The organism is Paracoccus sp. UBA889, assembly GCA_002294185.1.
Lineage (GTDB): Bacteria > Pseudomonadota > Alphaproteobacteria > Rhodobacterales > Rhodobacteraceae > Paracoccus.
Genome location: DBFD01000039.1, coordinates 29,982 through 51,732, shown reverse-complemented (window position 1 = coordinate 51,732; position 21,751 = coordinate 29,982). Strand labels below are relative to the sequence as shown.

The window sequence follows — 21,751 nt, the reverse complement described above, 5'->3', positions numbered from 1 at the left end:
TCCTGCGTGCTGTCCTTGCCGGCGATGAACTGCACGTCATCGACCATCAGCATGTTCACGTTTCGGAACATGCTCTTGAAATCCATGATGGTGCTTTCGCGCAGCGCCTGCACGAAGCGATACATGAACTGCTCGGCCGACAGATAGAGGATCTGCGCAGCGGGGTGGTTGGCCTGATAATCATGCGCGATGGCGTGCATCAGGTGGGTCTTGCCCAGCCCCACGCCACCATAGAGAAACAGCGGGTTGAACCCGACCGGGCCGCCCTCGGCCACGCGGCGGGCGGCGGCATGGGCCAGTTCGTTCGGCTTGCCGACGACGAAATTGGCAAAGGTGTAGCGCGGATCCAGCGGCGCGCCCAGATCGGGCCGAATCGTGCCGCGCGCGGTGGCGGCGGGCCGGATGGTGTTTGCCGCCGGGGCCGGCTGATCGGGGTCCGGGGCGGCGGCGCGCGGCCGCTGGCCGCCGCTGCGCCCGCTTTTCGGCACGACGGCAAAGCGCAGCCGCTCGACCCCCGCGCCGCGACGGTTCAGTTCGGCCAGAATGGTCGTCGCGAAATGCCGGTTCACCCAGTCCGAGATGAACCGCGTCGGGCTGTCGAAACGGGCCACGCCGTCCTCGATCCCGGCCAGTTCCAGCGGCCTGATCCAGTGGTTGAAGTTATTCGTCCCGACGCTGTCCTGAAGTCCCGCACATGCCTGCCCCCAAAGGTCGTCCATCGTCTTTCTGCCCCGTGCTGTCCTGTCCCCGATCTCCGCCGGATCTGCATCCGGCGGACCAGGATTCGCACCGCCCCGGGGCAGCATCGGGCAACAGGCCACCGTTGCGGCCCGAACGGGCCGCATGACGGGGCAGGATGCCCGACGCAGAATAATAGACCAGATCCGCAGGTGCCGATGGCAGCCGACAGCCACGGATCCGTGGGCAGAAGAAGAGTGTTCTCCGCTTCGTCGCCCGGCCCCGCCCGGATAAGGTTCCGGAAGCGGCGGCCTGTCCCCCAAAGCGACGTGAATCGCAGGACAGATTTAGCAATAGCGGATCAACCCGCGCAACCGAACTATGCGCTTGACAGCGGCTTTCCCCAATCGAATCTGCGAGGTCTTTGACTCGAAAGAAGAAATTGGAAATGGCATTGAAAATTAACGATTTATTAACTGTTTCGCAGGTGCAGAAAAAGGCAAAGGGCGCGTGCCGGTGGCGCGCGCCCGTTCTGAGATTGCTGTCCTTGTCAGGCCGGAATACAGCCTTTTCCGGCCGCCGCGCCGATCGGCTCAGGCCGGCGACAGGGCCTTCACGCGCGATGACAGGCGCGACATTTTCCGCGATGCAGTATTCTTGTGATAGACGCCCTTGCTGACGCCGCGCATCAGTTCCGGCTGCGCCGCCTTCAGCGCCTCCTGGGCGGCATCGGCATTGCCCGAGGCGATGGCTTCCTCGACCTTGCGCAGGAAGGTGCGGATTCGCGACCGGCGGGCCTTGTTGACTTCGGTGCGGCGCAGCGTCTGGCGCGCGCGCTTCTTGGATTGGGGCGTATTTGCCATGGGCTTGATCCTCGTCGGGTCTTTCAGCGTTGCGGTTGCACGAAAGACCCAAGGCGACCGATTCCCCGGAAGGGCGGTCCTGATTCTTGCCTAAGCGGGCCCACGCGCATGTAAGCGAGGGCCTATAGGTGATCGGCCGCGAAAAGGGAACCCGAAAAATCAGCGGTCGCGGAATTGCGGCTCGCGCTTTTCGAGAAAGGCGGACATGCCTTCCTTCTGATCCTCGGTCGCGAAAAGGCCCTGGAAGGCACGGCGTTCGAACAGGAGACCCTCGGTCATCGTCGATTCGTAGGCGCGATTGACCGATTCCTTGGCCGCCCGCGTCGCGATCATCGAGCGTTCGGCGATCTTGCGCGCCGCCGTCATCGCCTCGGCGATCAGTTTCGGCGTCGGCACCACGCGACTGACCAGGCCGGAACGCTCGGCCTCGGCCGCATCCATGAAGCGCCCGGTCAGGATCATGTCCATCGCCTTCGACTTGCCGACGAATCGGGTCAGGCGCTGGGTGCCGCCGATGCCGGGGATGACGCCCAGATTGATCTCGGGCTGCCCGAACTTGGCGTTTTCCGCGGCGATGATGAAATCGCAGATCATCGCCAGTTCGCAGCCCCCGCCAAGGGCATAGCCGCTGACCGCGGCGATCATCGGCTTGCGGAAGGCGCGAATGGCCGCGATCTGCGAGCCGAAAAGATCGCCTTCATAGACATCGACAAAGGATTTCTCGGACATTTCCTTGATGTCGGCGCCGGCGGCAAAGGCTTTCTCGCTGCCGGTCAGCACGACGCATCGGATCTTGTCGTTGCCGTCGGCCTCGCGCAGCGCCTCGGCCAGTTCGGTGATGAGCGCCGAGTTCAGCGCGTTCAGCGCCTCGGGGCGGTTCAGACGGATCAGCGCGATCTCGTCCTCGATTTCGACGATGATGGTTTCATAGGCCATGGGCCCGGACCTCGTGGCTGTTAAGCGTCAGCCCCGACTCCTATCAGCAGGCATGTGCGGAAGCCAAGCAAATGCCGCAGACGGGTCTAGTGCTGGCAGAGCGGGCAATAGAAGCTGGAGCGTCCCGATTGCACGATCCGCCGGATCCGGCCCGCGCAGCCGGGCCGCGCACAGGGCAATCCCTCGCGGTCATAGACGCGGAAGGAATGCTGGAAATAGCCCAGCTCGCCCGTCGCCTGCCGGTGATCGCGCAGGGACGAGCCGCCGGCGGCGATGGCATCCGACAGCACGTCGCGGACATGCCCGACAAGGGCCGCGATTCGGGCCTGGCCGATGCGGCCCGCCGCCCGGCGCGGGTCGATGCCCGCGCGCCACAGCGCCTCGCTGACATAGATGTTGCCCAGACCGGCGACGATGCGCTGATCCAGAAGCGCCTGTTTCACCGGCGCGCGGCGTCCGGCGAAGATCATGCGCAGGTATTCGGGCGAAAAGCCGGCGTCGAAGGGTTCGGGCCCGAGGCTGGCCAGCAGGGGATGCGTCTGGCCCTCGCGGATCAGGTCCACCATGCCGAATCGGCGGGCGTCGTTGAAGGTGATGCGGGTGCCGGTCCCGGTGGTCAGCACGACATGGTCGTGGCGCGGCAGGATCGCGGGATCGCGGTGGAAATCGCCCTGTGACGCGCCCTCGACCAGCATCCTGCCGGACATGCCAAGATGCAGCAGCAGCGTGGTTCCCCGGTCCAGATCGGCCAGCAGGTATTTCGCCCGCCGCCGCAGCGTGATCACCCGCGCGCCGGTCAGCACCTGAACCAGATCGGGCGGCAGCGGCCAGCGCAGATCCGGCCGGCGCGCCTCGGCCCGGGCGATGCGCGATCCCTCGAGATGTGGCTGAAGACCGCGACGGACGGTTTCGACCTCGGGCAGTTCTGGCAATCCGGTCCCTTTCGTCGCATTGTGCCGCAGGCGCATTCATGACCATTGTGCCGCAGGCAGGCCGGACCTATCTGGCGTCGGAACAGGCAAACGGCAAGCGCGATGAGCGACAAGAAGCAGACCCATTTCGGCTTTCGGACCGTGGACGAGGACGCAAAGGCCGGGATGGTCCACGGCGTCTTTTCGCGCGTCGCCTCGCGATACGACCTGATGAACGACCTGATGAGCGCGGGCGTCCACCGGCTGTGGAAGAACGCGATGATGGATTGGCTGGCGCCGCGCGGCGGCCAGCACCTGCTGGACGTCGCGGGCGGCACCGGCGACATCGCCTTCCGCTTTCTGGATCGCGCGCCGCAGGCGCGCGTCACCGTCTGCGACATGACCGAATCGATGCTGATCGAGGGGCGCAAGCGCGCCGATGCGGCCGACAGGGGTGATCGCCTGGCCTGGGTTACGGGCGATGCGATGGCGCTGCCCTTTCCCGACAGCAGCTTCGATCGCTACACGATCAGCTTCGGCATCCGCAATGTCACCCGCATCCCCGACGCGCTGGCCGAGGCATATCGCGTCCTGCGTCCCGGCGGGCGGCTGATGGTGCTGGAATTCAGCCGGCTGCCGGTGCCCGCGATGCAGTGGGCCTATGACCGCTACAGCTTCAACGTCATCCCGGCGATGGGGCAGGCGGTGACCGGCGATCGCGACAGCTATCAATATCTGGTCGAATCGATCCGCAAGTTTCCCGATCAGGAGGCGTTCGGCGCATTGATCCGCGAGGCGGGTTTCGGGCGGGTCCAGTGGCGCAACCTGTCGATGGGAATCGCCGCGCTGCATTCCGGCTGGAAACTGTAGCCCATGCGCGGCCCGCACAATATCCTGCGCCTGATCCGAACCGGCGCCACCTTCGAACGCACCGGCGCGATGGGCGCGGTTCTGGACGCGGTCGAGGCGCCGCCCCGCCTGCGGCTGGCCGCGCGGGTGCTGGGCTGGCCGTTCCGCTGGCTGGGCTATCCGGGCGATCCCGCCCTGCCGCCGATCACCCGCGCGATCACCGCGCTTGGACCGGCCTATATCAAGTTCGGCCAGATCCTGTCGACGCGCGCCGATGTGGTCGGGATCGAACTGGCCGAACAGCTTCGGATGTTGCAGGATCGGCTGCCGCCCTTTCCGACCGCGATCGCCCAGCAGATCGTCGCGGCCGATTTGCGCCGGCCGGTCGATGCGTTGTTCAGCGAGTTTTCCGAACCGGTCGCCGCCGCCTCGATCGCGCAGGTGCACAGGGCGCGGGTGCGCGAAACCGGGCAGGAGGTCGCGGTCAAGGTGCTGCGCCCCAATATCGGTGCCGCCTTCCGCCGTGACATCGACGCCTTTCACTTTGCCGCCTCGATCATCGAATTTTTGTCGCCCGGCAGCCGCCGCCTGCGTCCGCGCGACGTGGTCAGCCATTTCGAAGGCGTGGTGACGGCAGAACAGGACATGCGGCTGGAAGCCGCCTCGGCCTCGGAATTCGCCGAGAACACGCGCGGCGACGAGGCGTTTCAGGTGCCGCTGCCGCATTGGCAATTGTCGGCGCGCCGGGTGCTGACCTCGGACTGGGCCGAGGGGTTGCCGATGGGCGATCCGCAGGCGCTGATCGCGGCGGGCCACGACACGACCCGGATCGCCACGCGGGTGATCCAGCTGTTCCTGCAACATGCCCTGCGGGACGGGTTCTTCCACGCGGACATGCATCACGGCAACCTGAAGGTTGCGTCGAACGGGGATGTGATCGCCTATGATTTCGGCATCATGGGCGAGATCGACGAATATACCCGCCGCGTCTATGCCGAGATCCTCTTTGGCTTCATCCAGCGCGATTACCGCCGCGTGGCCCGCGTCCATTTCGAGGCGGGCTATGTGCCGCGCGACCGCGACGAGGCGCAATTCGCCCGCGCCCTGCGCGCCGTGGGCGAGCCGATCTTCGGCGCCGATGCCAGCCGTATCAGCATGGCCAGCCTGCTGGCCTATCTGTTCGAGGTGACGGAACGCTTCGGGATGCGCACCCAGACGCAGCTGATCCTGCTGCAACGGACCATGGTCGTGGTCGAGGGGGTGGCGCGGTCGGTCGATCCGCAGCTGAACATCTGGGAGGCGGCGCGTCCGGTCGTGTCGGACTACATCAAGTCCAATCTGGGGCCGCGCGCGCTGGCCTCGGACATGGCGAAGGTGGCGCAGACGGTCGGCCGCTATGGACCGCTGCTGCCGCAGATCGTCGAACAGGCATTGTGGAACCGTGCCCATCCCGAAGACGCCGCGCCCGCCCCGGCGGCCCCCGCGTCGCGCGTGCCCCTGTGGCTGGTCACGGTGCTGTCGCTGGCGGCCGGCGCCGCGATCGGCCTGGCATTGGGATAAGAAACATTGCCGGCCGGCCCCGGGTCGCAGACGGGATGCGCGCCCCGCCCCGCAAGAGCATCGCCAAGAGGCATGGTCGGGATCCGGTCAACCCGATCGGAAGCGATCCGGCGCAGGCGCGTCGCCATCCATCCACAGCCCGGCGCGGTCCTCTGCTTCGGGCTTCAGAAACACAGGATCTCGGCCTCGGCCTCGGCGCGGCGCAGCTTCGCCACCATGTCGTTCATCTCGGCCATGCCCTTGAACATCGAGGCGCGCTCGCCCGTCGTCTGCTGCATCCGCAGGACGGTTTCCGCCTGGACGTAGTCGTCATAGGGCAGCACCGTCGCGATCTGGTCGATGGAACAGGAACATCGGTCCAGCATCTCGCGATTCTCGCCGTTGGTGGCCATGCAGGCGAAGACATATTCCGCCCGCGCATTGGTCGGGAAGTCGTTGACCGCCTGCGCCCGGGCACCCGGCGCGGCCAGAGCGGCGGTCAGGGGCACGGCCAGGATCAGCGCGCGGATCATTGCAGCACCATGCGGTTCCGGTACCCGGGCGTCCCGCCCTGCGTTTCGGCCAGCAATTCGCGGATCGGGGCCTTGGGGTCGCTGTCCAGAACGAAGGTCAGGGTCAGGCTCTCGAAACCCTGCATCCGCGCGGCGTTGGGATCGTCGGCGAAGGGGCGGAAGGTCGCCTTGCGGGCCGCGCCGGCGGCCGCGATCTGGCCGCCCCGGAAGATCGCATCCTTGATGCGGTTGCGGATATAGAAGGGGCTGCCGCCGGTCAGCCGGGCCATGTCGCGGGTGGTCTGTTCCAGGAAGAAGACCAGCACCGGATCGCCGCCCGAAATCGGGAAGGGCCCGATCTCGCGGCTGCGCGTATCGGTCTTCTGGGTGATTTGCAGGATCGGCTTCTGGTCCGTGGGGTCGATCGCTTCGCGCAGCGTGACCGAGCCGTCATCGACTTGCACAAACCCCTCGGCCTCGGGGCCATCGACGCGATGCGACCAGCGCATCCCGTCCCGTTGCAGTTTCCACGGCCCGCGTTCGGCAAAGACCGCGTCTCCGGCCTCGCCCGACAGGGCCGGCGCGGCCGACAGGGCCAGCCACAGGGCCGTCACGATGGCGCGTTTCATGATCTTGTCCTCCGGTTTTCCCCGCCACGACGATTGCGCCGCGCGCGCCCGAGGGCAAGCCCCGGCAGGCCCGGTCTCAGCCCTTGGTCGCAGGGATTCAGCCCAGAAGGCGGCCCAGCATCTCGCCCAGTTCGGCCGGGCTGACGGGCTTTTCCATCAGGTTCACCCCGATCGCGGCGCAGGCGCGCGCGATGTCCGGGTCGCGCCGCGCGGTCACCATCACCGCGGGCACGGCATGGCCTGCGCTGGTGCGCAGGGCATCGATGGCCTTGATTCCGTCATCGCCGCTTTCAAGGTTGTAGTCGGCCAGGATCACGTCCGGCGGCTCGTCGCCCATCGTGGCCAGCGCCTCGGCGGTGCCGCCGGTGACGCGGGCCACCATGCCCAGCCGGTCGGTCAGGATCATCTCGTATCCGCGCCGCATCCCGGCGTCATTCTCGATCACCAGCGCGACCCGGCCGCGCAGCGCGCGGATCATCCGGTCGGGGGGCTGGGCGCGGCGGTCGATGGCGGCATCGACCAGGGGCAGGCCGACGCGGAACAGGGTGCCGCGCATCGCCTCGGAGGTCAGGCTGATCGGGTGGCCCAGCTTGGCGCAGGCGCGCTTGACGATGGACAGGCCCAGCCCCATGCCCGGCGTTCCGGATTCGGTGCCCAGCCGCTGAAACTCGTCGAAGACGCGGTTGCGGTCCACCGCCGGAATGCCGACGCCGGTATCATAGACCGACAGCCAGCAGGTGCCGCCCCGCCGCCGCGCGCCCACCAGGACGCCGCCGCGATGGGTATACTTGATCGCGTTCGAGACCAGGTTCTGCGCGATCCGGCGCAGGAAGACGGGATCGCTTTCGACCACCGCATCGGTCTGCACGAAGGTCAGGCCCAGGCCCTTTGCTGCGGCCACCGGCGCATATTCGGCGGCCAGCCTGCTGAACAGATCGCCCAGGGCGACCGGCTGGCGGTGAAACTCGATCCGCTGGCTGTCCAGCCGCGAGATGTCGAGCACGGCATGCATCAGCTGTTCCACCGATTCGAAGGCGCCGCCCAGCCGGTCGGTCAGTTCGCGCTGCGCCTCGTCCAGCCTAGTATCGGCCAGCGCGGCCAGAAACAGCCGCGCCGCCGAAAGCGGCTGCAACAGATCGTGGCTGGCCGCGCGCAGGAAGCGGGTCTTGGACCGGTTGGCCTCTTCGGCGGCGGCGCGGGCCACGGCCAGTTCGCGGTTGCGCTGCGACAGGTCGGCCATGGCCTTTTCCAGCTCGCGCGTGCGGGCCATGACCTCTTGTTCCAGCGCGACCGCGGCCTGAAACATCGACCAGGCCGAGCCGCGGGTTTCCTCGAGCCGGTCGATGCGGTCGATCAGCACGCCGGTGATGCGGCGCAGCTTTTCGACCTGTCGCTCGGGCGGGTCGTCCTCACGCAGCATGGCTGTCGCCGGGCGCCCCGTGATCCATGAAGGCAAGACCCACGAAAGTCTGGTTCACGTGCATTCCGCTGTGCTGTTCGCCATAGGTGTTGAAACCCGCGACGCGGAAGCGGGTGAACAGATCCGACATCACCGTCGCCAGCCCGGCCCGTTCCAGCGCCAGCCGCCGCAGGATGCAGTCGAAGCCCAGAACCATCAGCGGCGGGCGCGGCAGGGCCGACAGCGCCTGAAGGAAACCCTGGGTCATGTCCTCGGCCCGACCCAGCGTCAGCACGGTGCCGGTATCGATCGCCGACATCAGCGACAGGCCGCCATCCTCGGTCACTTCGCTGATGGCGCGGACATGGTGGCGGCGCCCGGTGCGCAGCAGCAGCGGGCGGCGCGCGAATTCGGTGGGCGTCAGCCGGTCGCGGGCAATGCCGGTCAGGCGGGCATATTCATCGGCGGCCGGCTCTGCGTTCAGTTCCAGGATCCGGCGCTTTTCGGGGATCGCCGCGGTCACGACGGCACGCGTCTCGGTCGGGCTGAAATGGGCGAATGTCACCTCGCTGATCGCCAGATCGGTCTCGACCAGCAGGAAGATCGCCGCGTCCGACAGGGTGTGACCCCGAGCCAGCAGGGTGGTGCGGCGGAAATCCAGCCCGTCGCCCGCCGATCCGCCCAGGACCGGGACCGAGGGCAGGGCCGCCTCCAGCGTCGCGACCAGTGCGTCTTCCTGCCCGGCAAGCCCGTCAACCAGCAGCAGGCCGAACAGCGCGCGGCCCGGATCGGGGGCAAAAGCGCGGTGCATCCGCCGCAGCCCCGCCATCCAGTCCGACACCGGCAGTGCGCCCAGATCGCGCAGAAGATGGGCGCTGGCGCGAAAGCTGGCTGTGGGAAAGCCGATGGCCACGATGCTGTCCGAGGCATAGCCTGACGGCCCGATCTCGCCGGCCGAGGAACAGCCCGCGATGATGCAGTCGCCGGGCAGGCCGGCCTTCAGCGCATCGCCCAGAGGTGCAAGCTCGTCCCCCTTCGCGCCGAAGACCAGAACCAGGGCGGGCCGGGCTCCGCGCAGGCCGTCCAGCAGGATCGAGGCCGGGTTGGCCGCCCCGCGGCCGGCCTGCACGGCCACCGGCCCGGCGACGCCCTCCTTCGCAGCCGGGCCGGTATCCATCAGCCGGCCTCGAACAGCCTGACCGAATTCGCCAGAAGCACCGCCTGGGTGCGGCGGCGCGCGTTGATCTTGGACATGATCGCCGTGATGTGGGTCTTCACGGTCGCCTCGGCGATCGACAATTCGTAGCTGATTTCCTTGTTCGCCTTGCCCTGGCAGATCAACCGCAGGATCTTCATCTGCTGCGGTGTCAGCGTGGAAAAGCGGCGGGCCAGTTCGGCCCTGGCCGTGTCCTCGGCATCCGGTTCGCCGGGATGATAGCTGTCGGGGGTCACGTGTTCGCCGCCCCACATGCGGCGCAGGCTGTCCACCAGCGCCTCGCGGCTCAGCGACTTGCTGATATAGCCCTGTGCCCCCGCGGCCATCGCGGCCGCGATCATGGCATGTTCCAGATCGGCCGAGATCATCGTGATCGGCACGTCGGGAAGCTGCCGGCGCAGGGTGACGATGCCTTCCGAACCGCGCGCATCCGGCAGGTTCAGATCCAGGATCACGGCATCGGGCGCACCCTGCGCCTTGATCTGTTCTATGGCGGCGGCAAGGCTGCGCGCGGTGCGCACGTTTTTCAGGCCAAAGCTGATCTTCAGCGTCAGCGCCAGCGCGTCGCACATCAGCGGATGATCGTCCACGATCAGGATTTCGCGCACCTGATCCGCGCTTGGTCGTGGCGACGGCGATTGTCGCGCCTGCATGGCTGCGGCGGTCATCACATTTCCTCCCCGAGATCCCCCTTGTCGCGGCCCTCCCGAAGTCGCAACAATATGCCGCGATTGTAGAACTGCGGCGTGGTAAAGCAACCCTGATCTGCGACCAAGGTCTAGCATCGCCCGCCTTGCGAGCCCGCCCGGGCCATGACACCCTGACCGCAACCGGGAAGGATCGAGATGATGGACATCATCCGCAGGCAGATCGCCCGCGCGGCCCTGGCGCTTGTGCTGACGGTCGCGCCCGCCTTCGCGGCCGTGCCGGTCATCACCATCGGCGCGCTGGAAAACGGCACGGTCAACTGGGAATTGCAGACCATCATCGGCCGGGGTCTGGACCGCAAGAACGGCTTTTCGCTGAAGGTTCTGCCGCTGGCCGGCAATCCCGCGACGCAGATCGCCATGCAGGGCGGCCAGGTGGACAGCATCGTCTCGGACTGGCTGTGGGTGGCCCGGCAGCGCGCGGCCGGCGCCGATTTCACCTTCCTGCCCTATTCGACCGCCGTGGGCGGGCTGGTCGTGCCGAAGGACAGTCCGGCGCGGACGCCGGGCGATCTGGAGGGGCAGAAGATCGGCATCGCGGGTGGCCCGGTGGACAAGAGCTGGCTGATCCTGCGGGCCTGGAACCGGCAGCGGAACGGCGTCGATCTGGCCGATGCGACGCGACAGGTCTTCGGCGCCCCGCCGGTGATCCGCAACGCCGCCGAAACGGGTCAGGTCGCTGGCGCGGTCAATTTCTGGCACTATCTCGCCCGGATGAAGGCGGCGGGGATGCGCGAGATCATCAGCGTCAGCCAGGCCGCGACCGATCTGGGGCTGGACCCCGCCACCCCGCTTCTGGGCTATGTCCTGCGCGAGGACTGGATCGCGGCGCATCCCGATCTGGCGCGCGGCTTCGCGCGGGCCTCGCGGCAGGCCAAGGACCTGCTGGCGCGCGACGATGCCGCCTGGGAGGATCTGCGCCCGATCATGAATGCCGATTCCGAGGCCGAGTTCCGGGCCCTGCGCGACGGCTGGCGCGCGGGGATCCCGCCCGACCGGCCGGTCGATGCGGCGAATGCGCAGAAGATGTTTTCGGTCATGGCCGATCTGGGCGGCGAGGATCTGACCGGCGGCTTGACGCGGCTGCCCGAGGGGCTGTTCTGGTCCGGTGACTAGGCGGCCCCGATATCCATGGCAAGCCCCCGGCACGGTGCCCGGGCTTTTGTCGCTGACGGCGATGCTGGCGCTGTGGTTCGTGCTGGCCCTTCTGTCGGACAATCCGCGCGCCGTGCCGGGGCCGGGCGCGGTCTGGTCCGAACTGGTGGCGATCGCCGCGTCGGGCGAGCTGTGGTTTCATGCCGGAATGACGCTGTTCCGGGTGCTGGCCAGCTTCGTGCTGGCGATGGCGGTGGGGCTGGCCTTGGGTCTGTGGATGGGCCGGTCGCGCGCCGCCGACCATTGGCTGAATCCGGGCCTGGTGATCGCGCTGAACCTGCCTGCGCTGGTGGTGATCGTGCTGGCCTATATCTGGATCGGCCTGAACGAGGTCGCGGCCATCGTCGCCGTGGCGCTGAACAAGATCCCGGTCGTGACCGTGATGCTGCGCGAGGGCGCGCGCGCCCTGCGGCCCGATCTGGACGACATGGCCCAAGCCTTTCGCATGACGGCGCCGGCCCGGTTGCGCCATGTCGTGCTGCCGCAGCTGGCGCCGCATGTCGCGGCGGCGGCGCGGGCGGGAATTTCGCTGATCTGGAAGATCGTTCTGGTGGTCGAGCTTCTGGGCCGCTCGAACGGGGTCGGCTTCAAGATCTACCTGCTGTTTTCCAGCTTCGATGTGGCCGGCGTGCTGGCCTGGGCGCTGGCCTTCGTCGCGGTCATGCTGGCGATCGACCTGGCCGTGCTGCGCCCCTGGGAGGCGCGGGCAAACCGCTGGAGGCGCGATGCGGATTGAGCTGCGCGGCAAATCCTTTGCCGGGCGCGCGGTGCTGGGGCCGATCCGGCTGACCATCGGGCGCGGCCGGCGGGTCGCCGTCCTGGGGCCGTCGGGGATCGGCAAATCTACGCTGTTGCGGATCGTCGCGGGGCTGGATCGGGATTTCGACGGCCAAGCGGAAGGCGATGACCGGCTGGCGGTCGTGTTCCAGGAACCGACCCTGCTGCCCTGGCGGCGGGCGCTGGACAACATCACGATCGCCGCGGGCTGCGATGCGGCGGTCGGGCGCGACCTGATGGCGCAGGTCGGGCTGGCGGGGCGCGAGGATCAGTTTCCGCGCCAGATGTCGCTGGGCCAGCAGCGGCGGCTGGCGCTGGCACGCGCCTTTGCCGCCCGGCCCGATATCCTGCTGATGGACGAACCCTTCGCCAGCCTCGATCCCGAAACCGCGACGCGGATGATCCGGCTGGCCGCCGGCCTGCTGGATCGCAGCGGGGCGGGGCTGTTCCTGGTCACCCATGACGCCGGCGAACCGGCGCGGCTGGAGGCGCAGGTCTTTCGATTGTCGGGCCATCCTGCGGTCCTGCAGCGCGATCGGGACTGACCCGGTTGCGCCGGCATGAACGCGGCCGGCCGGCCTAGCCTGCCGCCTCGAAGGTCTGATTCCACAGGTTTCCGTCCACATCCTCGGCGCGGACGCTGATCGGCTGGCCGTTCGGCTGATAGGCGAAGCGGAAGACCGGATCCTCGCTGACCGAAATTCCGGCCTGCATGGAAAACAGCAGTTCGTCGCCCTGCCGCACCTCCAGCCTGTCGATGAACATCGCCGGAATGTTGAGCAGCGTCACCTGATCGCGTTGCAGGCCCGAAAACATCGGGTGCCGGATCATCAGCGTGCCGATCTGGCGGCCATCCTGCTGCGCCGTCTTCCAGCGCATCTGGCCCATCAGGGCCTCGACCGTGGCCATGTCCTTGCCCGCCGGCGCCGAGCAGCCGCCCGAGGCCTTGACGAAACGGCCGGCCATGACCTTGCCGCCCCCCGCCTGCGTTCCGATGGCGCGCACGTCGGAATAGGCGTTGACACGGACGCGAACCTCGAAATCCAGGGGCATCAGCGCCGGACCAAAGCTGTATTCGGCGGCGACGGGGGCGGGATTCTGGTCGATGACCAGGGTCAGGTCGGACAAGGGCGGGGCGTCGGCGGCCTGGGTCAGCCGGATCGGCACCAGCGCCGCGTCATTGGCGCGAACCGGTGCGTCCAGATCCAGTGCCGCCGGATCGATGGGCGGTTCCTCGGTCAGGCCGGCGACGGAATCGCGCAGATCGTCCCAGATCGCGGAGGGCTGCATCGGGTTGTCCTGCGCGAATGCGGGTGATGCCAGCAGAAGCGCGGCCGCAAGCCATGTCTTCATCACTTATCCTCCCTTTTTCATGCGTCGGTAGATCAGATCGGCAGTGTCCGAGGCCGCATCCTCTTCGGCCCGCGCCACCACCCGCGCACGCAGCGGCGATTTCGAACAGACCGGGTCGGTCGCCCGCGCATCGCCCGCCAATGCCATAGCTTGACACCGACAGCCGCCAAAATCCACGGTTTTCCGATCGCAGGACCGGCAGGGTTCGGACATCCATGCGGTGCCGCGAAAGGCGTTGAAACTGTCGGACATATGCCAGATGTCGGACAGGGCCCTATCCTTCACGTTCTCGAATTTCATCCAGGTGATGGACTGCGCCGCGTGGCAGGGCAGCACCGTGCCATCGGGCGCGACATTCAGGCCGGTGCTGCCCCAGCCGCCCATGCAGGCCTTTGGATAGATGGCGTGATGGTCGGCGGGCACGTAGTCGATGACCATGCGTCCGCGCAGCCGGATGCGGGCTTCGTTGACGATCCGGCGTGCCGCCGCCGCCTGATCGCCCGTGGGCATCAGCGCGGCGCGGTTCAGGTCGGCCCAGCCGTGGAACTGCACCGTGGCGACCTCGATCCGTCTTGCGCCCAGCGTTTCCGCAAGGTCGATCATGTCGGGCAGCCGGTCCATGTTCTGCCGATGCACGACGGCGTTGATCGTCAGCGGAAAGCCGATCTCCGTGACCCAGCCGGCGAACCCCATCTTCTTGTCCCACGACCCCGGATGGCCGCTGATGCGGTCGGCCATGTCCGGCCGGATGCCCTGCAGCGACAGCTGCACGTGATCGACGCCGGCGCGATCCAGTTCTTGCAGCCGGTCGCGCGTGATGCCGATGCCCGAGGTGATGAGGTTGACGTAAAGCCCCGCCTCGCGCGCGCTGGTCACGATCTGCGCCAGGTCGCGGCGCGCGCCGGGCTCGCCGCCCGAGACATGGACCTGCAACACGCCCAGATCGGCGGCCTCGCGGAACACCCTCGCCCAGTCCTCGGCCGGCAGTTCGGCCTGCGCGCGGGTCAGTTCGACCGGGTTGGAACAATAGGGGCAGGCGAGGGGACAGCGATGCGTGATCTCGGCCAGCATCGCCATCGGCAGGCCGGGGCGGACGGGGTTGCCGTCAAGGTCGCGCGGCTGGGCGTGGTCCTTCATGGCGCGTCCTTCACGAACACCATGCGGCGCTCGACGAGGCCGGTCAGGAAATCGCTCAGGTCGGCAGCGATCTGCCGGGCCGGGGCGTTGTATCGTTGCGCCAGCCGGGTTGCGATGGCGGCCATGGATCGCCGGCCGTCCAGTTCGGACAGGATGGCGTCGCCGACGGCGTCCAGCTGCATCGCGCGTTCGGGCGCCTGCAGCACGCGGATGCCGCGCACGCGGTCATGGGCCAGACGCACGCCGCGCGGCAGATAGGGTATCTGGTCGGGGGCGATCAGCGGATCCATCAGGCCATTCCCTCGCCGGGTTGCCAGGCGCCGGGGGGGATGTTGCCCTGGACATAGCCATGCCACAGCGCATCCAGCTGCGCCCACAGCACGTCGGTCTTGAAGATCAGCGCCGCCGCTGCCGCGTCCTGTCTTTCGCGCGTGTCGGCATGGCTCAGCACGTAATCCAGCCCGAAGGCCACGTCGTCGGGGGCCTCGCTCAGCCGCTTTCTGAAATAGGCAAGGCTGGTATCGTCGGCGAAATCGTAATGCGCCAGCAGCCCCTCGATCCGCTGGGCATGGATTTTCGGCGCGAACAGTTCGGTCAGGCTGGCAGCCACCGCATCGAGCAGCGGCATGTCACGGACGAAGCGGAGATAGGCATCGACGGCAAAGCGGGTGGCGGGCATGACGCCCGCGCCGCTGGCGACGTAATCCGGATCCAGCCCCACTGCGCGGGCCAGAGCCAGCCAGCGGCGGATGCCGCCGCCTTCGGCGACGCCGCCGTCGTGATCCTCGATCCGCTTGCGCCAGGCCCGGCGCAAATCGGGGTCGGTGACGCGGGACATGAAGGCCGCGTCCTTCATCGGGATGCGGGATTGATACATCCATCGGTTGATAACCCAGGCGCGCACCTCGTCCGGGGTGCAGTCGCCGCCGTGCAGCCGCGCGTGGAAGGGGTGGCGGTCGTGATAGCGTTCGGCGCCGATGGCGCGCAGCCGCGCCTCGAATTCGTCGCGGGATTGCGGGCCGTGGCCTAGATCCTTCACAGCGTGATCTCCATGCCGTCGCGGCCGATCTGCCAGCCTTGCCTGCGGGCCTGCGCGGCCTCGGCGCTGTCGGGATCGGTCAGCGGGTTCGAATTGTTCATGTGGACGAAGATGCGCCGCCCGACCGACACGTCGGCCAGCGCCGCGATGGAATCGCCAGCGGCCATATGGCCCATGCGGTGGCCGGTCTTCCGGCCAAGTCCCATGCGGATCATCTCGTCGTCCTGCCACAACGTGCCGTCGAACAGCAGCGCGTCCGCCCCCGCGATGCGGTCCTTCAGCCATTCCGGCATCGCCGCGCAGCCGGGAATATAGAGACCGCGCTTGCCGTTGGCGGCCAGTTCAACCCCCACCGTCGTCTCGCCCATCAGGCCGGTCTCGACGATATCGCCTTCCTGATACAGCGGCACCTTGCCGGGAACCGCGAAGAGGGTCGCGGTCAGGCCGGGCAGCAGGTCCGTCGGCCGGTCCAGCGTCACCTTGCGCCGCCGCACCAGATCGGCGCGCAGGGCGGTCAGCATCGGGTTGGCGGCCAGCGCGTCGTGAATGGCCTCGGTCGCGAACAGGTCGAAGGGCTGGCTTTCGCGCAGCGTCAGCAGGCCCGCCACATGGTCGATGTCGCCGTTGGTCAGCAGGACCGCGCGCATCGGCATGTCACGCGGCCCGGTCGGATGCAGCGCCGGGGTCGCGGCCATCTGCGTGCGGATATCGGGCGAGGCGTTCAGGATCGCCCAGTCGCGGCCATCCGCGCTGACCGCGACCGAGCTTTGACTCAGCGACGGGATGCGTCCGGCGCGGGCCGCGCGGCAATTCGCGCAGCCGCAGTTCCATTGCGGCAGACCGCCGCCCGCCGCCGCACCCAGAACGATGATCCTCATGTCTCCACCGACGCAAAGACCCCGCCCGAGATCGTCGGACGGGGCCGTTCACCTTGCCTGTTTTCCAAGGCTCAGAACAGGACGGGCTCGTCCTCGGCCGGGGCATACATGTTGATCTCCATGCCGCAGGCAATCTCTTTCAGAATCGGTTTGGTCCAGGCCATGTGTCATCCTCCGTTCACATTCGCCGCTGTGGCGACTGTCATTCATGTTAAAGCAGTCTGTGCGCCAAACAACCAGACCAAGGTCGCAATTCGCGCGGATATGATCGAAACCACCACCATCAGCGGGAAGATTCGGCAATGTTTTACCTGATCTTGACCGCCTGCCTTGCCGGTCCGTCCGGGAGCTGCGGGCCGATCTTGCTGCCGCAGGGCGATGCCGCGACGCGGCAGGAATGCACCGCGCAGGCGCGGCGAATCAGCGAGGCGTGGCTGTCCGGACGCAAGGGGCTGCGATCCGGCGGCACGGCCTGTGTCGCGACAGCGGATCTGCCCGCCCTGCCGCTGCGGCAGATCGCGCCGGGCATCCTGCTGTTTCAGGGCGATCCCGTGCAACTGGAGGATTCGCCCGACGGCAGGATCGCCAATCTGGCGGCGGTCATCGGCGATGCCTCGGTCGCGGTCATCGACAGCGGCGTGTCGCGCGCCCAGGGCCAGCAGCTTTACGCCGCCATCCGGCGGGTGACCGACCGGCCGATCAGCCATCTGATCGTGACGCACATGCATCCCGATCACGCAATGGGCAGCGCCGTATTTGCCGAGGCGGGGGCCGAGATCGTGGGCCATCGCGCCTTGCCGCGCGCGCTGGAGGCGCGGGCGCCCACCTATCTGGACAACATGGCGCGACTGTTCGGGCCGCAGGCGATGATCGGAACCGAGGTGCTGGCGCCGGATGTCGTCGTCGGCAATCGTCTGACCATCGACCTGGGCGGACGGGTGCTGCAACTGAACGCGGCGCAGACGGCCCATACCGACAACGATCTGTGGATCCGGGACCAGGCGACGGGCACGCTGTTCACCGGTGATCTGGTCTTTCGGGATCTGACGCCGATCGTTGACGGATCGGTGCTGGGCTGGCTGGACTGGCTGGCGCGCCCGCCGCGACCCGCGCCGCCGCTGATCGTGCCGGGCCATGGCGCGATCTCGGACGAGTGGACGGCCGCGGCAGGACCGCAGATCCGGTTCCTGAAGGCGCTGGTCGACCAGACCCGGCAGCGGATCGGCGAAGGCCAGCCGATGTCGCAGGCGGTGCCCCAGATCGGCAAGGCTCTTGCGCCGATGGCCGATGGGTGGAATTCCTTTGACATGTCGGTCGCCCGTGACGCGACCGCCGCCTACAAGGAGCTGGAATGGGAATAAGTCCCATTTGACAGGGGACGCGGCTGCGCCGATGCTGGCGAAAAGGATCAACATCCTGCGATTCATCCTAAAACGGGAGGGTAACTTGAGGAAAGTTCTGTATCTGACGGCCGCGATGGCGGCCCTGTCGGCGGGCGCCGCGCAGGCCCAGAAGGTGATCGAACCGGGCAGCGACGACCGCATCGACTGGCAGAGCCTTGAGGATTTCAAGGCCAGCTACGGCAATCTGGAAGGGCAATCCTTCACCATTCTCGGGCCGTGGCTGGGCGAGGATCAGACGCTGTTCACCTCGCTTCTGCCCTATTTCGAAGAGGCGACCGGGGCCAAGGCGAACTATTCCGGTTCGGACAGTTTCGAACAGCAGATCGTGATCGACAGCGATGCAGGCTCGCCGCCCGATATCGCGGTGTTTCCCCAGCCCGGTCTGGCCGCCGACATCGCCCGGAAAGGGAATCTGAAGCCCCTGGGCGAAGAAACCGCCCAATGGGTGCGCGACAATTATGCGGCCGGTGACAGCTGGGCCAAGCTGGGCACCTATGCCGGCGCCGACGGCACGCAGCAATTCTATGCCTTTCCGTTCAAGGCGGACGTGAAATCGCTGGTCTGGTATGTGCCCGAGAATTTCGAGGATGCCGGCTACGAAGTGCCCAAGACCTACGAGGATCTGAAGGCGCTGACCGAACAGATCGCCGCGGATGGCGAAACCCCCTGGTGCATCGGGCTGGGCTCGGGCGGGGCGACCGGCTGGCCCGCGACCGACTGGGTCGAGGATCTGATGCTGCGGATGAATCCGCCCGAGGTCTATGACGGCTGGGTGACCAACGAGATCCCGTTCAACGATCCCAAGGTGGTCAAGGCGATCGAGGAATTCGGCTGGTTCGCCAAGAACGACGATTATGTCGCGGGCGGCGCGGCCGCCGTGGCCTCGACCGATTTCCGCGACAGCCCCAAGGGTTTGTTCGACAGTCCGCCTTCGTGTTACATGCACAAGCAGGCCAGCTTCGTTCCCTCGTTCTTCCCCGAAGATGTCGAGGTCGGGCTGGATGCCGATTTCTTCTACTTCCCGGCGCCGGCCGATGGCAGCATGGGCCAGCCGGTCCTGGGCGGGGGCACGCTGTTCTCGGTCCTGACCGACAATCCCGCCGCGCGTGCCTTCATCGATTTTCTCAAGACCCCGGCCGCGCACGAAATCTGGATGGCCCAGAAAAGCTTCCTGACGCCATACAAGGGCGCCAATCCGGATGCCTACGCCAATGACGGGCAAAAGAAGATGGGCAAGATCCTGACCGACGCCACGACCTTTCGCTTTGACGGTTCGGACCTGATGCCCGGCGCCATCGGCGCGGGCGCCTTCTGGACCGGCATGGTCGATTTCGTCGGCGGCGCCTCGGCCCAGCAGGTCGCCGACCAGATCCAGCAGACCTGGTCCACGCTGAACTGACCGCAAGAACCGGCCGCGGCGGCCCGACCCGCCGCGGCCCAGCGAAAAGAGGAGCGAGGGGATGGAGCTTTTGTGGCTGGCCTCGGGCACGATCATCATCGGTGTCTTCGGCTGCGTGGCCTGGTTCTGGGGCTCGAACATGATCCTCGACGCGGTCTATCCGCCGCGCGGCGCGGCGGCGGGCCGCAACATCCGAAGGGCCGGGCAGATCCGGCCCTGGCTGTTTCTGGGGCCGGCGATCCTGTTCCTGTCGCTCTATCTGGTTTATCCGGTGCTCGACAGCCTGTGGCGGTCGCTGAACAATGCCAATGGCAGCCGTTTCGTGGGATTCAGCAACTACACCTGGCTGGCGGGCGACAGCAAGTTTCGCGAATCGATGCTGAACAATCTGCTGTGGCTTCTGGTGGTGCCGGCGCTTTCGACGCTGTTCGGGCTGATCGCGGCGCAACTGACCGACCGCATCAGATGGGGCAATATCGGCAAGTCGCTGATCTTCATGCCGATGGCGATCTCTTTCGTCGGTGCCGGGGTGATCTGGAAATTCATCTACGAATATCGCGGCCCCGACGAGGTGCAGATCGGCCTGCTGAACTGGATCGTGACGAAACTGGGCGGCGATCCGCAGATCTGGCTGACGCTGATCCCGTGGAACAATCTCCTGCTGATGATCGTGCTGGTCTGGATCCAGACCGGCTTTGCCATGGTGATCCTGTCCGCCGCCCTGCGCGGCATCCCCGAAGAAACGATCGAGGCCGCGATCCTGGACGGGGCCTCGCCCATGCAGGTGTTCATGAAGATCAAGGTGCCGCAGATCATGGGCACGATTGCCGTGGTCTGGACGACGATCACCATCGTCGTGCTGAAAGTCTTCGACATCGTCTTCGTGATGACCAACGGCCAATGGGGCACCCAGGTCCTGGCCAACCTGATGTATGACTGGACCTTTCGCGCGTCCGATTACGGACGCGGCTCGGCGGTGGCGATGATCCTGATGGTCCTGGTCACGCCGATCATGGTCTGGAACATCCGCAATGCCCGCAGGGAGGTGCGCTGATGGACGGGATGGCGGGCCGCAAGTCGTCGCTGGTCTGGGCGGTCAACATTTCCGCCCTGCTGCTGGTGATCCTGTGGACGATCCCGACGCTGGGGCTGTTCGTGTCGTCCTTTCGCGACCGCGACCAGATCGCCAGTTCCGGCTGGTGGCAGTCCTTCTCGGCCTCCGAACAGACGGGGTTCGTGCGAACCGGAACCGACAAGGACGCGGAGCAGCGGGACGGGCTCTACATCATCGAGGGCAATGTCCTGGAGGGCGGGCAATCGCTGGTCGCCTGGGGCACCGGCGCGCGCCAGCCGGCCGAGTTCCAGCCGGGCGAGACAACCCGGATCGAGGATGGCTGGGATCTGACCGTGAACGAGGACGGATCCTATCGGCTGACCTCGGCCCGGCCCTTCGACATGCGACGCGGCGAACGGATCTTCGTCACCACCGAGGCGCCGCCGAAATTCACCACCCGGAACTACAGCCGCGTCCTGCAGGCCGAAGGGCTGGGCCGCGCCTTCATGAACACGCTGACGGTGACGATTCCGGCCACCATCATCCCGATCCTGATCGCGGCCTTCGCCGCCTATGCGCTGGCCTGGATGGAATTTCCCGGCCGCGCGATCCTGACCGCCGCCGTGGTCGGCCTGCTGGTCGTGCCGCTGCAGGTGGCGCTGATCCCGCTGCTGCGGCTGCATAACGAGATCGGCATCGGCAAGGGCTATCTGGGCATCTGGCTGGCCCATACCGGATTCGGCCTGCCGCTGGCGATCTATCTGCTGCGAAACTACATGGTCGGCCTGCCGCGCGAGGTGATCGAAAGCGCCCGCGTCGATGGCGCGACCGAGTTCCAGATCTTCCGTCGCATCATCCTGCCGCTGTCCTTTCCGGCCCTTGCCTCTTTCGCGATCTTCCAGTTTCTGTGGGTCTGGAACGACCTGCTGGTGGCCACGGTCTTCCTTGGCAATACCAGGGAACAGCTTGTGATGACGGGCGTTTTGCGCGAATTGATGGGATCGAAGGGCGGCGAATGGGAAATTCTGGCGACATCGGCCTTCATCTCGATCGCGGTGCCGCTGGTCGTGTTCTTCGCGATGCAGAAATATCTGGTCCGCGGCCTTCTGGCCGGATCGGTGAAAGGTGGATGACTTGACGGAAAAGACGGCCGATTGGTGGAAGGGCGGGATCATCTATCAGATCTATCCGCGCAGTTTTCAGGACACGACCGGCGATGGAATCGGCGATCTTGCGGGGATCGCGCAAAGGTTGCCCTATGTCGCGTCGCTGGGCGTGGATGCAGTCTGGATCTCGCCCTTCTTCACCTCGCCGATG

At 66.9% G+C, this 21,751-nt stretch carries 25 protein-coding genes; 10 read left to right on the top strand and 15 right to left on the bottom strand.

Going from position 1 to position 21,751, the window contains the following annotated elements:
• The 4 genes from B4L36_RS06615 to mutM all read right to left on the bottom strand — a co-directional run.
• The coding region (locus B4L36_RS06615) for a DnaA ATPase domain-containing protein (RefSeq protein WP_292954171.1) at positions 1-719 on the bottom strand (719 nt) is incomplete at its 3' end.
• Between the two features lie 552 nt (positions 720-1,271).
• Positions 1,272-1,541, bottom strand: a complete 270-nt coding sequence (gene rpsT / locus B4L36_RS06610; RefSeq protein ID WP_292954168.1) for a 30S ribosomal protein S20 — start codon at positions 1,539-1,541, stop codon at positions 1,272-1,274.
• A gap of 159 nt (positions 1,542-1,700) precedes the next feature.
• Complete coding sequence (locus B4L36_RS06605) at positions 1,701-2,477, bottom strand: enoyl-CoA hydratase (RefSeq protein ID WP_292954165.1); 777 nt, start codon at positions 2,475-2,477, stop codon at positions 1,701-1,703.
• Between the two features lie 86 nt (positions 2,478-2,563).
• Positions 2,564-3,409 carry a bifunctional DNA-formamidopyrimidine glycosylase/DNA-(apurinic or apyrimidinic site) lyase gene (gene mutM / locus B4L36_RS06600; RefSeq protein ID WP_292954162.1) on the bottom strand — a complete coding sequence of 282 codons (846 nt, stop codon included), beginning with the start codon at positions 3,407-3,409 and terminating at the stop codon, positions 2,564-2,566.
• A gap of 102 nt (positions 3,410-3,511) precedes the next feature.
• Here mutM and ubiE point away from each other — a divergent pair, with 102 nt between their 5' ends.
• Positions 3,512-4,258: a bifunctional demethylmenaquinone methyltransferase/2-methoxy-6-polyprenyl-1,4-benzoquinol methylase UbiE gene (ubiE, locus tag B4L36_RS06595; RefSeq protein ID WP_292954159.1), complete on the top strand. Its 747-nt coding sequence runs from the start codon at positions 3,512-3,514 to the stop codon at positions 4,256-4,258.
• Between the two features lie 3 nt (positions 4,259-4,261).
• Positions 4,262-5,797 carry a 2-polyprenylphenol 6-hydroxylase gene (gene ubiB, locus B4L36_RS06590; RefSeq protein ID WP_292954156.1) on the top strand — a complete coding sequence of 512 codons (1,536 nt, stop codon included), beginning with the start codon at positions 4,262-4,264 and terminating at the stop codon, positions 5,795-5,797.
• 164 nt (positions 5,798-5,961) lie between these two features.
• On the opposite strand, the gene B4L36_RS06585 is transcribed toward ubiB, so the two are convergent.
• From B4L36_RS06585 to B4L36_RS06565, 5 genes are all read right to left on the bottom strand, one after another.
• The gene (locus B4L36_RS06585) at positions 5,962-6,309 is read right to left on the bottom strand and encodes a hypothetical protein (protein ID WP_292954153.1); all 348 of its coding nucleotides are present in this window, start codon (positions 6,307-6,309) and stop codon (positions 5,962-5,964) included.
• Positions 6,306-6,917, bottom strand: a complete 612-nt coding sequence (locus B4L36_RS06580) for a hypothetical protein (protein ID WP_292954151.1) — start codon at positions 6,915-6,917, stop codon at positions 6,306-6,308. Before B4L36_RS06580 ends, B4L36_RS06585 begins: the two co-directional genes overlap by 4 nt.
• 97 nt (positions 6,918-7,014) lie before the next feature.
• Positions 7,015-8,337: an ATP-binding response regulator gene (locus B4L36_RS06575; RefSeq protein ID WP_292954148.1), complete on the bottom strand. Its 1,323-nt coding sequence runs from the start codon at positions 8,335-8,337 to the stop codon at positions 7,015-7,017.
• Positions 8,327-9,493, bottom strand: a complete 1,167-nt coding sequence (locus B4L36_RS06570) for an FIST N-terminal domain-containing protein (protein ID WP_292954145.1) — start codon at positions 9,491-9,493, stop codon at positions 8,327-8,329. Before B4L36_RS06570 ends, B4L36_RS06575 begins: the two co-directional genes overlap by 11 nt.
• Positions 9,493-10,200: a response regulator transcription factor gene (locus B4L36_RS06565; protein WP_292954142.1), complete on the bottom strand. Its 708-nt coding sequence runs from the start codon at positions 10,198-10,200 to the stop codon at positions 9,493-9,495. Before B4L36_RS06565 ends, B4L36_RS06570 begins: the two co-directional genes overlap by 1 nt.
• Before the next feature lie 177 nt (positions 10,201-10,377).
• Here B4L36_RS06565 and B4L36_RS06560 point away from each other — a divergent pair, with 177 nt between their 5' ends.
• The 3 genes from B4L36_RS06560 to B4L36_RS06550 are packed head-to-tail and all read left to right on the top strand — an operon-like array spanning position 10,378 to position 12,716.
• Positions 10,378-11,355, top strand: a complete 978-nt coding sequence (locus B4L36_RS06560; RefSeq protein ID WP_292954139.1) for an ABC transporter substrate-binding protein — start codon at positions 10,378-10,380, stop codon at positions 11,353-11,355.
• A gap of 34 nt (positions 11,356-11,389) precedes the next feature.
• Complete coding sequence (locus B4L36_RS06555) at positions 11,390-12,130, top strand: ABC transporter permease (protein ID WP_414692145.1); 741 nt, start codon at positions 11,390-11,392, stop codon at positions 12,128-12,130.
• On the top strand, positions 12,120-12,716 hold the full coding sequence (locus B4L36_RS06550; protein WP_292954136.1) for an ATP-binding cassette domain-containing protein: 597 nt from the start codon (positions 12,120-12,122) through the stop codon (positions 12,714-12,716). Before B4L36_RS06555 ends, B4L36_RS06550 begins: the two co-directional genes overlap by 11 nt.
• A gap of 34 nt (positions 12,717-12,750) precedes the next feature.
• Here B4L36_RS06550 and B4L36_RS06545 read toward each other — a convergent pair whose 3' ends face one another.
• From B4L36_RS06545 to pqqA, 6 genes are all read right to left on the bottom strand, one after another.
• Positions 12,751-13,524, bottom strand: coding sequence for a quinoprotein dehydrogenase-associated SoxYZ-like carrier (locus tag B4L36_RS06545; RefSeq protein WP_292954133.1), 774 nt, complete (start codon positions 13,522-13,524; stop codon positions 12,751-12,753).
• A gap of 3 nt (positions 13,525-13,527) precedes the next feature.
• The gene (gene pqqE, locus B4L36_RS06540; protein ID WP_292954131.1) at positions 13,528-14,661 is read right to left on the bottom strand and encodes a pyrroloquinoline quinone biosynthesis protein PqqE; all 1,134 of its coding nucleotides are present in this window, start codon (positions 14,659-14,661) and stop codon (positions 13,528-13,530) included.
• The gene (gene pqqD / locus B4L36_RS06535; protein WP_292954129.1) at positions 14,658-14,951 is read right to left on the bottom strand and encodes a pyrroloquinoline quinone biosynthesis peptide chaperone PqqD; all 294 of its coding nucleotides are present in this window, start codon (positions 14,949-14,951) and stop codon (positions 14,658-14,660) included. Before pqqD ends, pqqE begins: the two co-directional genes overlap by 4 nt.
• Positions 14,951-15,700, bottom strand: a complete 750-nt coding sequence (pqqC, locus tag B4L36_RS06530) for a pyrroloquinoline-quinone synthase PqqC (RefSeq protein WP_292954127.1) — start codon at positions 15,698-15,700, stop codon at positions 14,951-14,953. Before pqqC ends, pqqD begins: the two co-directional genes overlap by 1 nt.
• Entirely contained in the window at positions 15,697-16,578 is an 882-nt protein-coding gene (gene pqqB / locus B4L36_RS06525) for a pyrroloquinoline quinone biosynthesis protein PqqB (RefSeq protein ID WP_292954125.1), read from the bottom strand. Before pqqB ends, pqqC begins: the two co-directional genes overlap by 4 nt.
• A gap of 71 nt (positions 16,579-16,649) precedes the next feature.
• Positions 16,650-16,742, bottom strand: coding sequence for a pyrroloquinoline quinone precursor peptide PqqA (gene pqqA / locus B4L36_RS06520; RefSeq protein ID WP_043131127.1), 93 nt, complete (start codon positions 16,740-16,742; stop codon positions 16,650-16,652).
• 138 nt (positions 16,743-16,880) lie between these two features.
• On the opposite strand from pqqA, the gene B4L36_RS06515 reads away from it, so the two are divergent.
• From B4L36_RS06515 to B4L36_RS06495, 5 genes are all read left to right on the top strand, one after another.
• On the top strand, positions 16,881-17,939 hold the full coding sequence (locus B4L36_RS06515; RefSeq protein ID WP_292954117.1) for a quinoprotein relay system zinc metallohydrolase 2: 1,059 nt from the start codon (positions 16,881-16,883) through the stop codon (positions 17,937-17,939).
• An 85-nt stretch (positions 17,940-18,024) separates the two neighbouring features.
• Entirely contained in the window at positions 18,025-19,380 is a 1,356-nt protein-coding gene (locus B4L36_RS06510) for an ABC transporter substrate-binding protein (protein ID WP_292954115.1), read from the top strand.
• A 61-nt stretch (positions 19,381-19,441) separates the two neighbouring features.
• On the top strand, positions 19,442-20,434 hold the full coding sequence (locus B4L36_RS06505) for a carbohydrate ABC transporter permease (RefSeq protein WP_292954113.1): 993 nt from the start codon (positions 19,442-19,444) through the stop codon (positions 20,432-20,434).
• On the top strand, positions 20,434-21,567 hold the full coding sequence (locus tag B4L36_RS06500; RefSeq protein ID WP_292954110.1) for a carbohydrate ABC transporter permease: 1,134 nt from the start codon (positions 20,434-20,436) through the stop codon (positions 21,565-21,567). Before B4L36_RS06505 ends, B4L36_RS06500 begins: the two co-directional genes overlap by 1 nt.
• A gap of 1 nt (position 21,568) precedes the next feature.
• Positions 21,569-21,751, top strand: a 183-nt coding sequence (locus tag B4L36_RS06495) for an alpha-amylase family glycosyl hydrolase (protein WP_292954107.1), incomplete at its 3' end; no start/stop codon positions are given.

Bases quoted from the DNA above. Each gene is read 5' to 3' on its own strand.
- B4L36_RS06570 (WP_292954145.1), bottom strand. From the start codon at position 9,493: ATGGATACCGGCCCGGCTGCGAAGGAGGGCGTCGCCGGGCCGGTGGCC.
- B4L36_RS06505 (WP_292954113.1), top strand. From the start codon at position 19,442: ATGGAGCTTTTGTGGCTGGCCTCGGGCACGATCATCATCGGTGTCTTC.
- B4L36_RS06575 (WP_292954148.1), bottom strand. From the start codon at position 8,337: ATGCTGCGTGAGGACGACCCGCCCGAGCGACAGGTCGAAAAGCTGCGC.
- B4L36_RS06605 (WP_292954165.1), bottom strand. From the start codon at position 2,477: ATGGCCTATGAAACCATCATCGTCGAAATCGAGGACGAGATCGCGCTG.
- B4L36_RS06585 (WP_292954153.1), bottom strand. From the start codon at position 6,309: ATGATCCGCGCGCTGATCCTGGCCGTGCCCCTGACCGCCGCTCTGGCC.
- B4L36_RS06560 (WP_292954139.1), top strand. From the start codon at position 10,378: ATGATGGACATCATCCGCAGGCAGATCGCCCGCGCGGCCCTGGCGCTT.
- pqqA (WP_043131127.1), bottom strand. From the start codon at position 16,742: ATGGCCTGGACCAAACCGATTCTGAAAGAGATTGCCTGCGGCATGGAG.
- B4L36_RS06565 (WP_292954142.1), bottom strand. From the start codon at position 10,200: ATGACCGCCGCAGCCATGCAGGCGCGACAATCGCCGTCGCCACGACCA.
- B4L36_RS06500 (WP_292954110.1), top strand. From the start codon at position 20,434: ATGGACGGGATGGCGGGCCGCAAGTCGTCGCTGGTCTGGGCGGTCAAC.
- B4L36_RS06550 (WP_292954136.1), top strand. From the start codon at position 12,120: ATGCGGATTGAGCTGCGCGGCAAATCCTTTGCCGGGCGCGCGGTGCTG.
- pqqE (WP_292954131.1), bottom strand. From the start codon at position 14,661: ATGAAGGACCACGCCCAGCCGCGCGACCTTGACGGCAACCCCGTCCGC.
- B4L36_RS06545 (WP_292954133.1), bottom strand. From the start codon at position 13,524: ATGAAGACATGGCTTGCGGCCGCGCTTCTGCTGGCATCACCCGCATTC.
- ubiB (WP_292954156.1), top strand. From the start codon at position 4,262: ATGCGCGGCCCGCACAATATCCTGCGCCTGATCCGAACCGGCGCCACC.
- pqqD (WP_292954129.1), bottom strand. From the start codon at position 14,951: ATGGATCCGCTGATCGCCCCCGACCAGATACCCTATCTGCCGCGCGGC.
- ubiE (WP_292954159.1), top strand. From the start codon at position 3,512: ATGAGCGACAAGAAGCAGACCCATTTCGGCTTTCGGACCGTGGACGAG.
- B4L36_RS06580 (WP_292954151.1), bottom strand. From the start codon at position 6,917: ATGAAACGCGCCATCGTGACGGCCCTGTGGCTGGCCCTGTCGGCCGCG.
- pqqB (WP_292954125.1), bottom strand. From the start codon at position 16,578: ATGAGGATCATCGTTCTGGGTGCGGCGGCGGGCGGCGGTCTGCCGCAA.
- B4L36_RS06515 (WP_292954117.1), top strand. From the start codon at position 16,881: ATGTTTTACCTGATCTTGACCGCCTGCCTTGCCGGTCCGTCCGGGAGC.
- rpsT (WP_292954168.1), bottom strand. From the start codon at position 1,541: ATGGCAAATACGCCCCAATCCAAGAAGCGCGCGCGCCAGACGCTGCGC.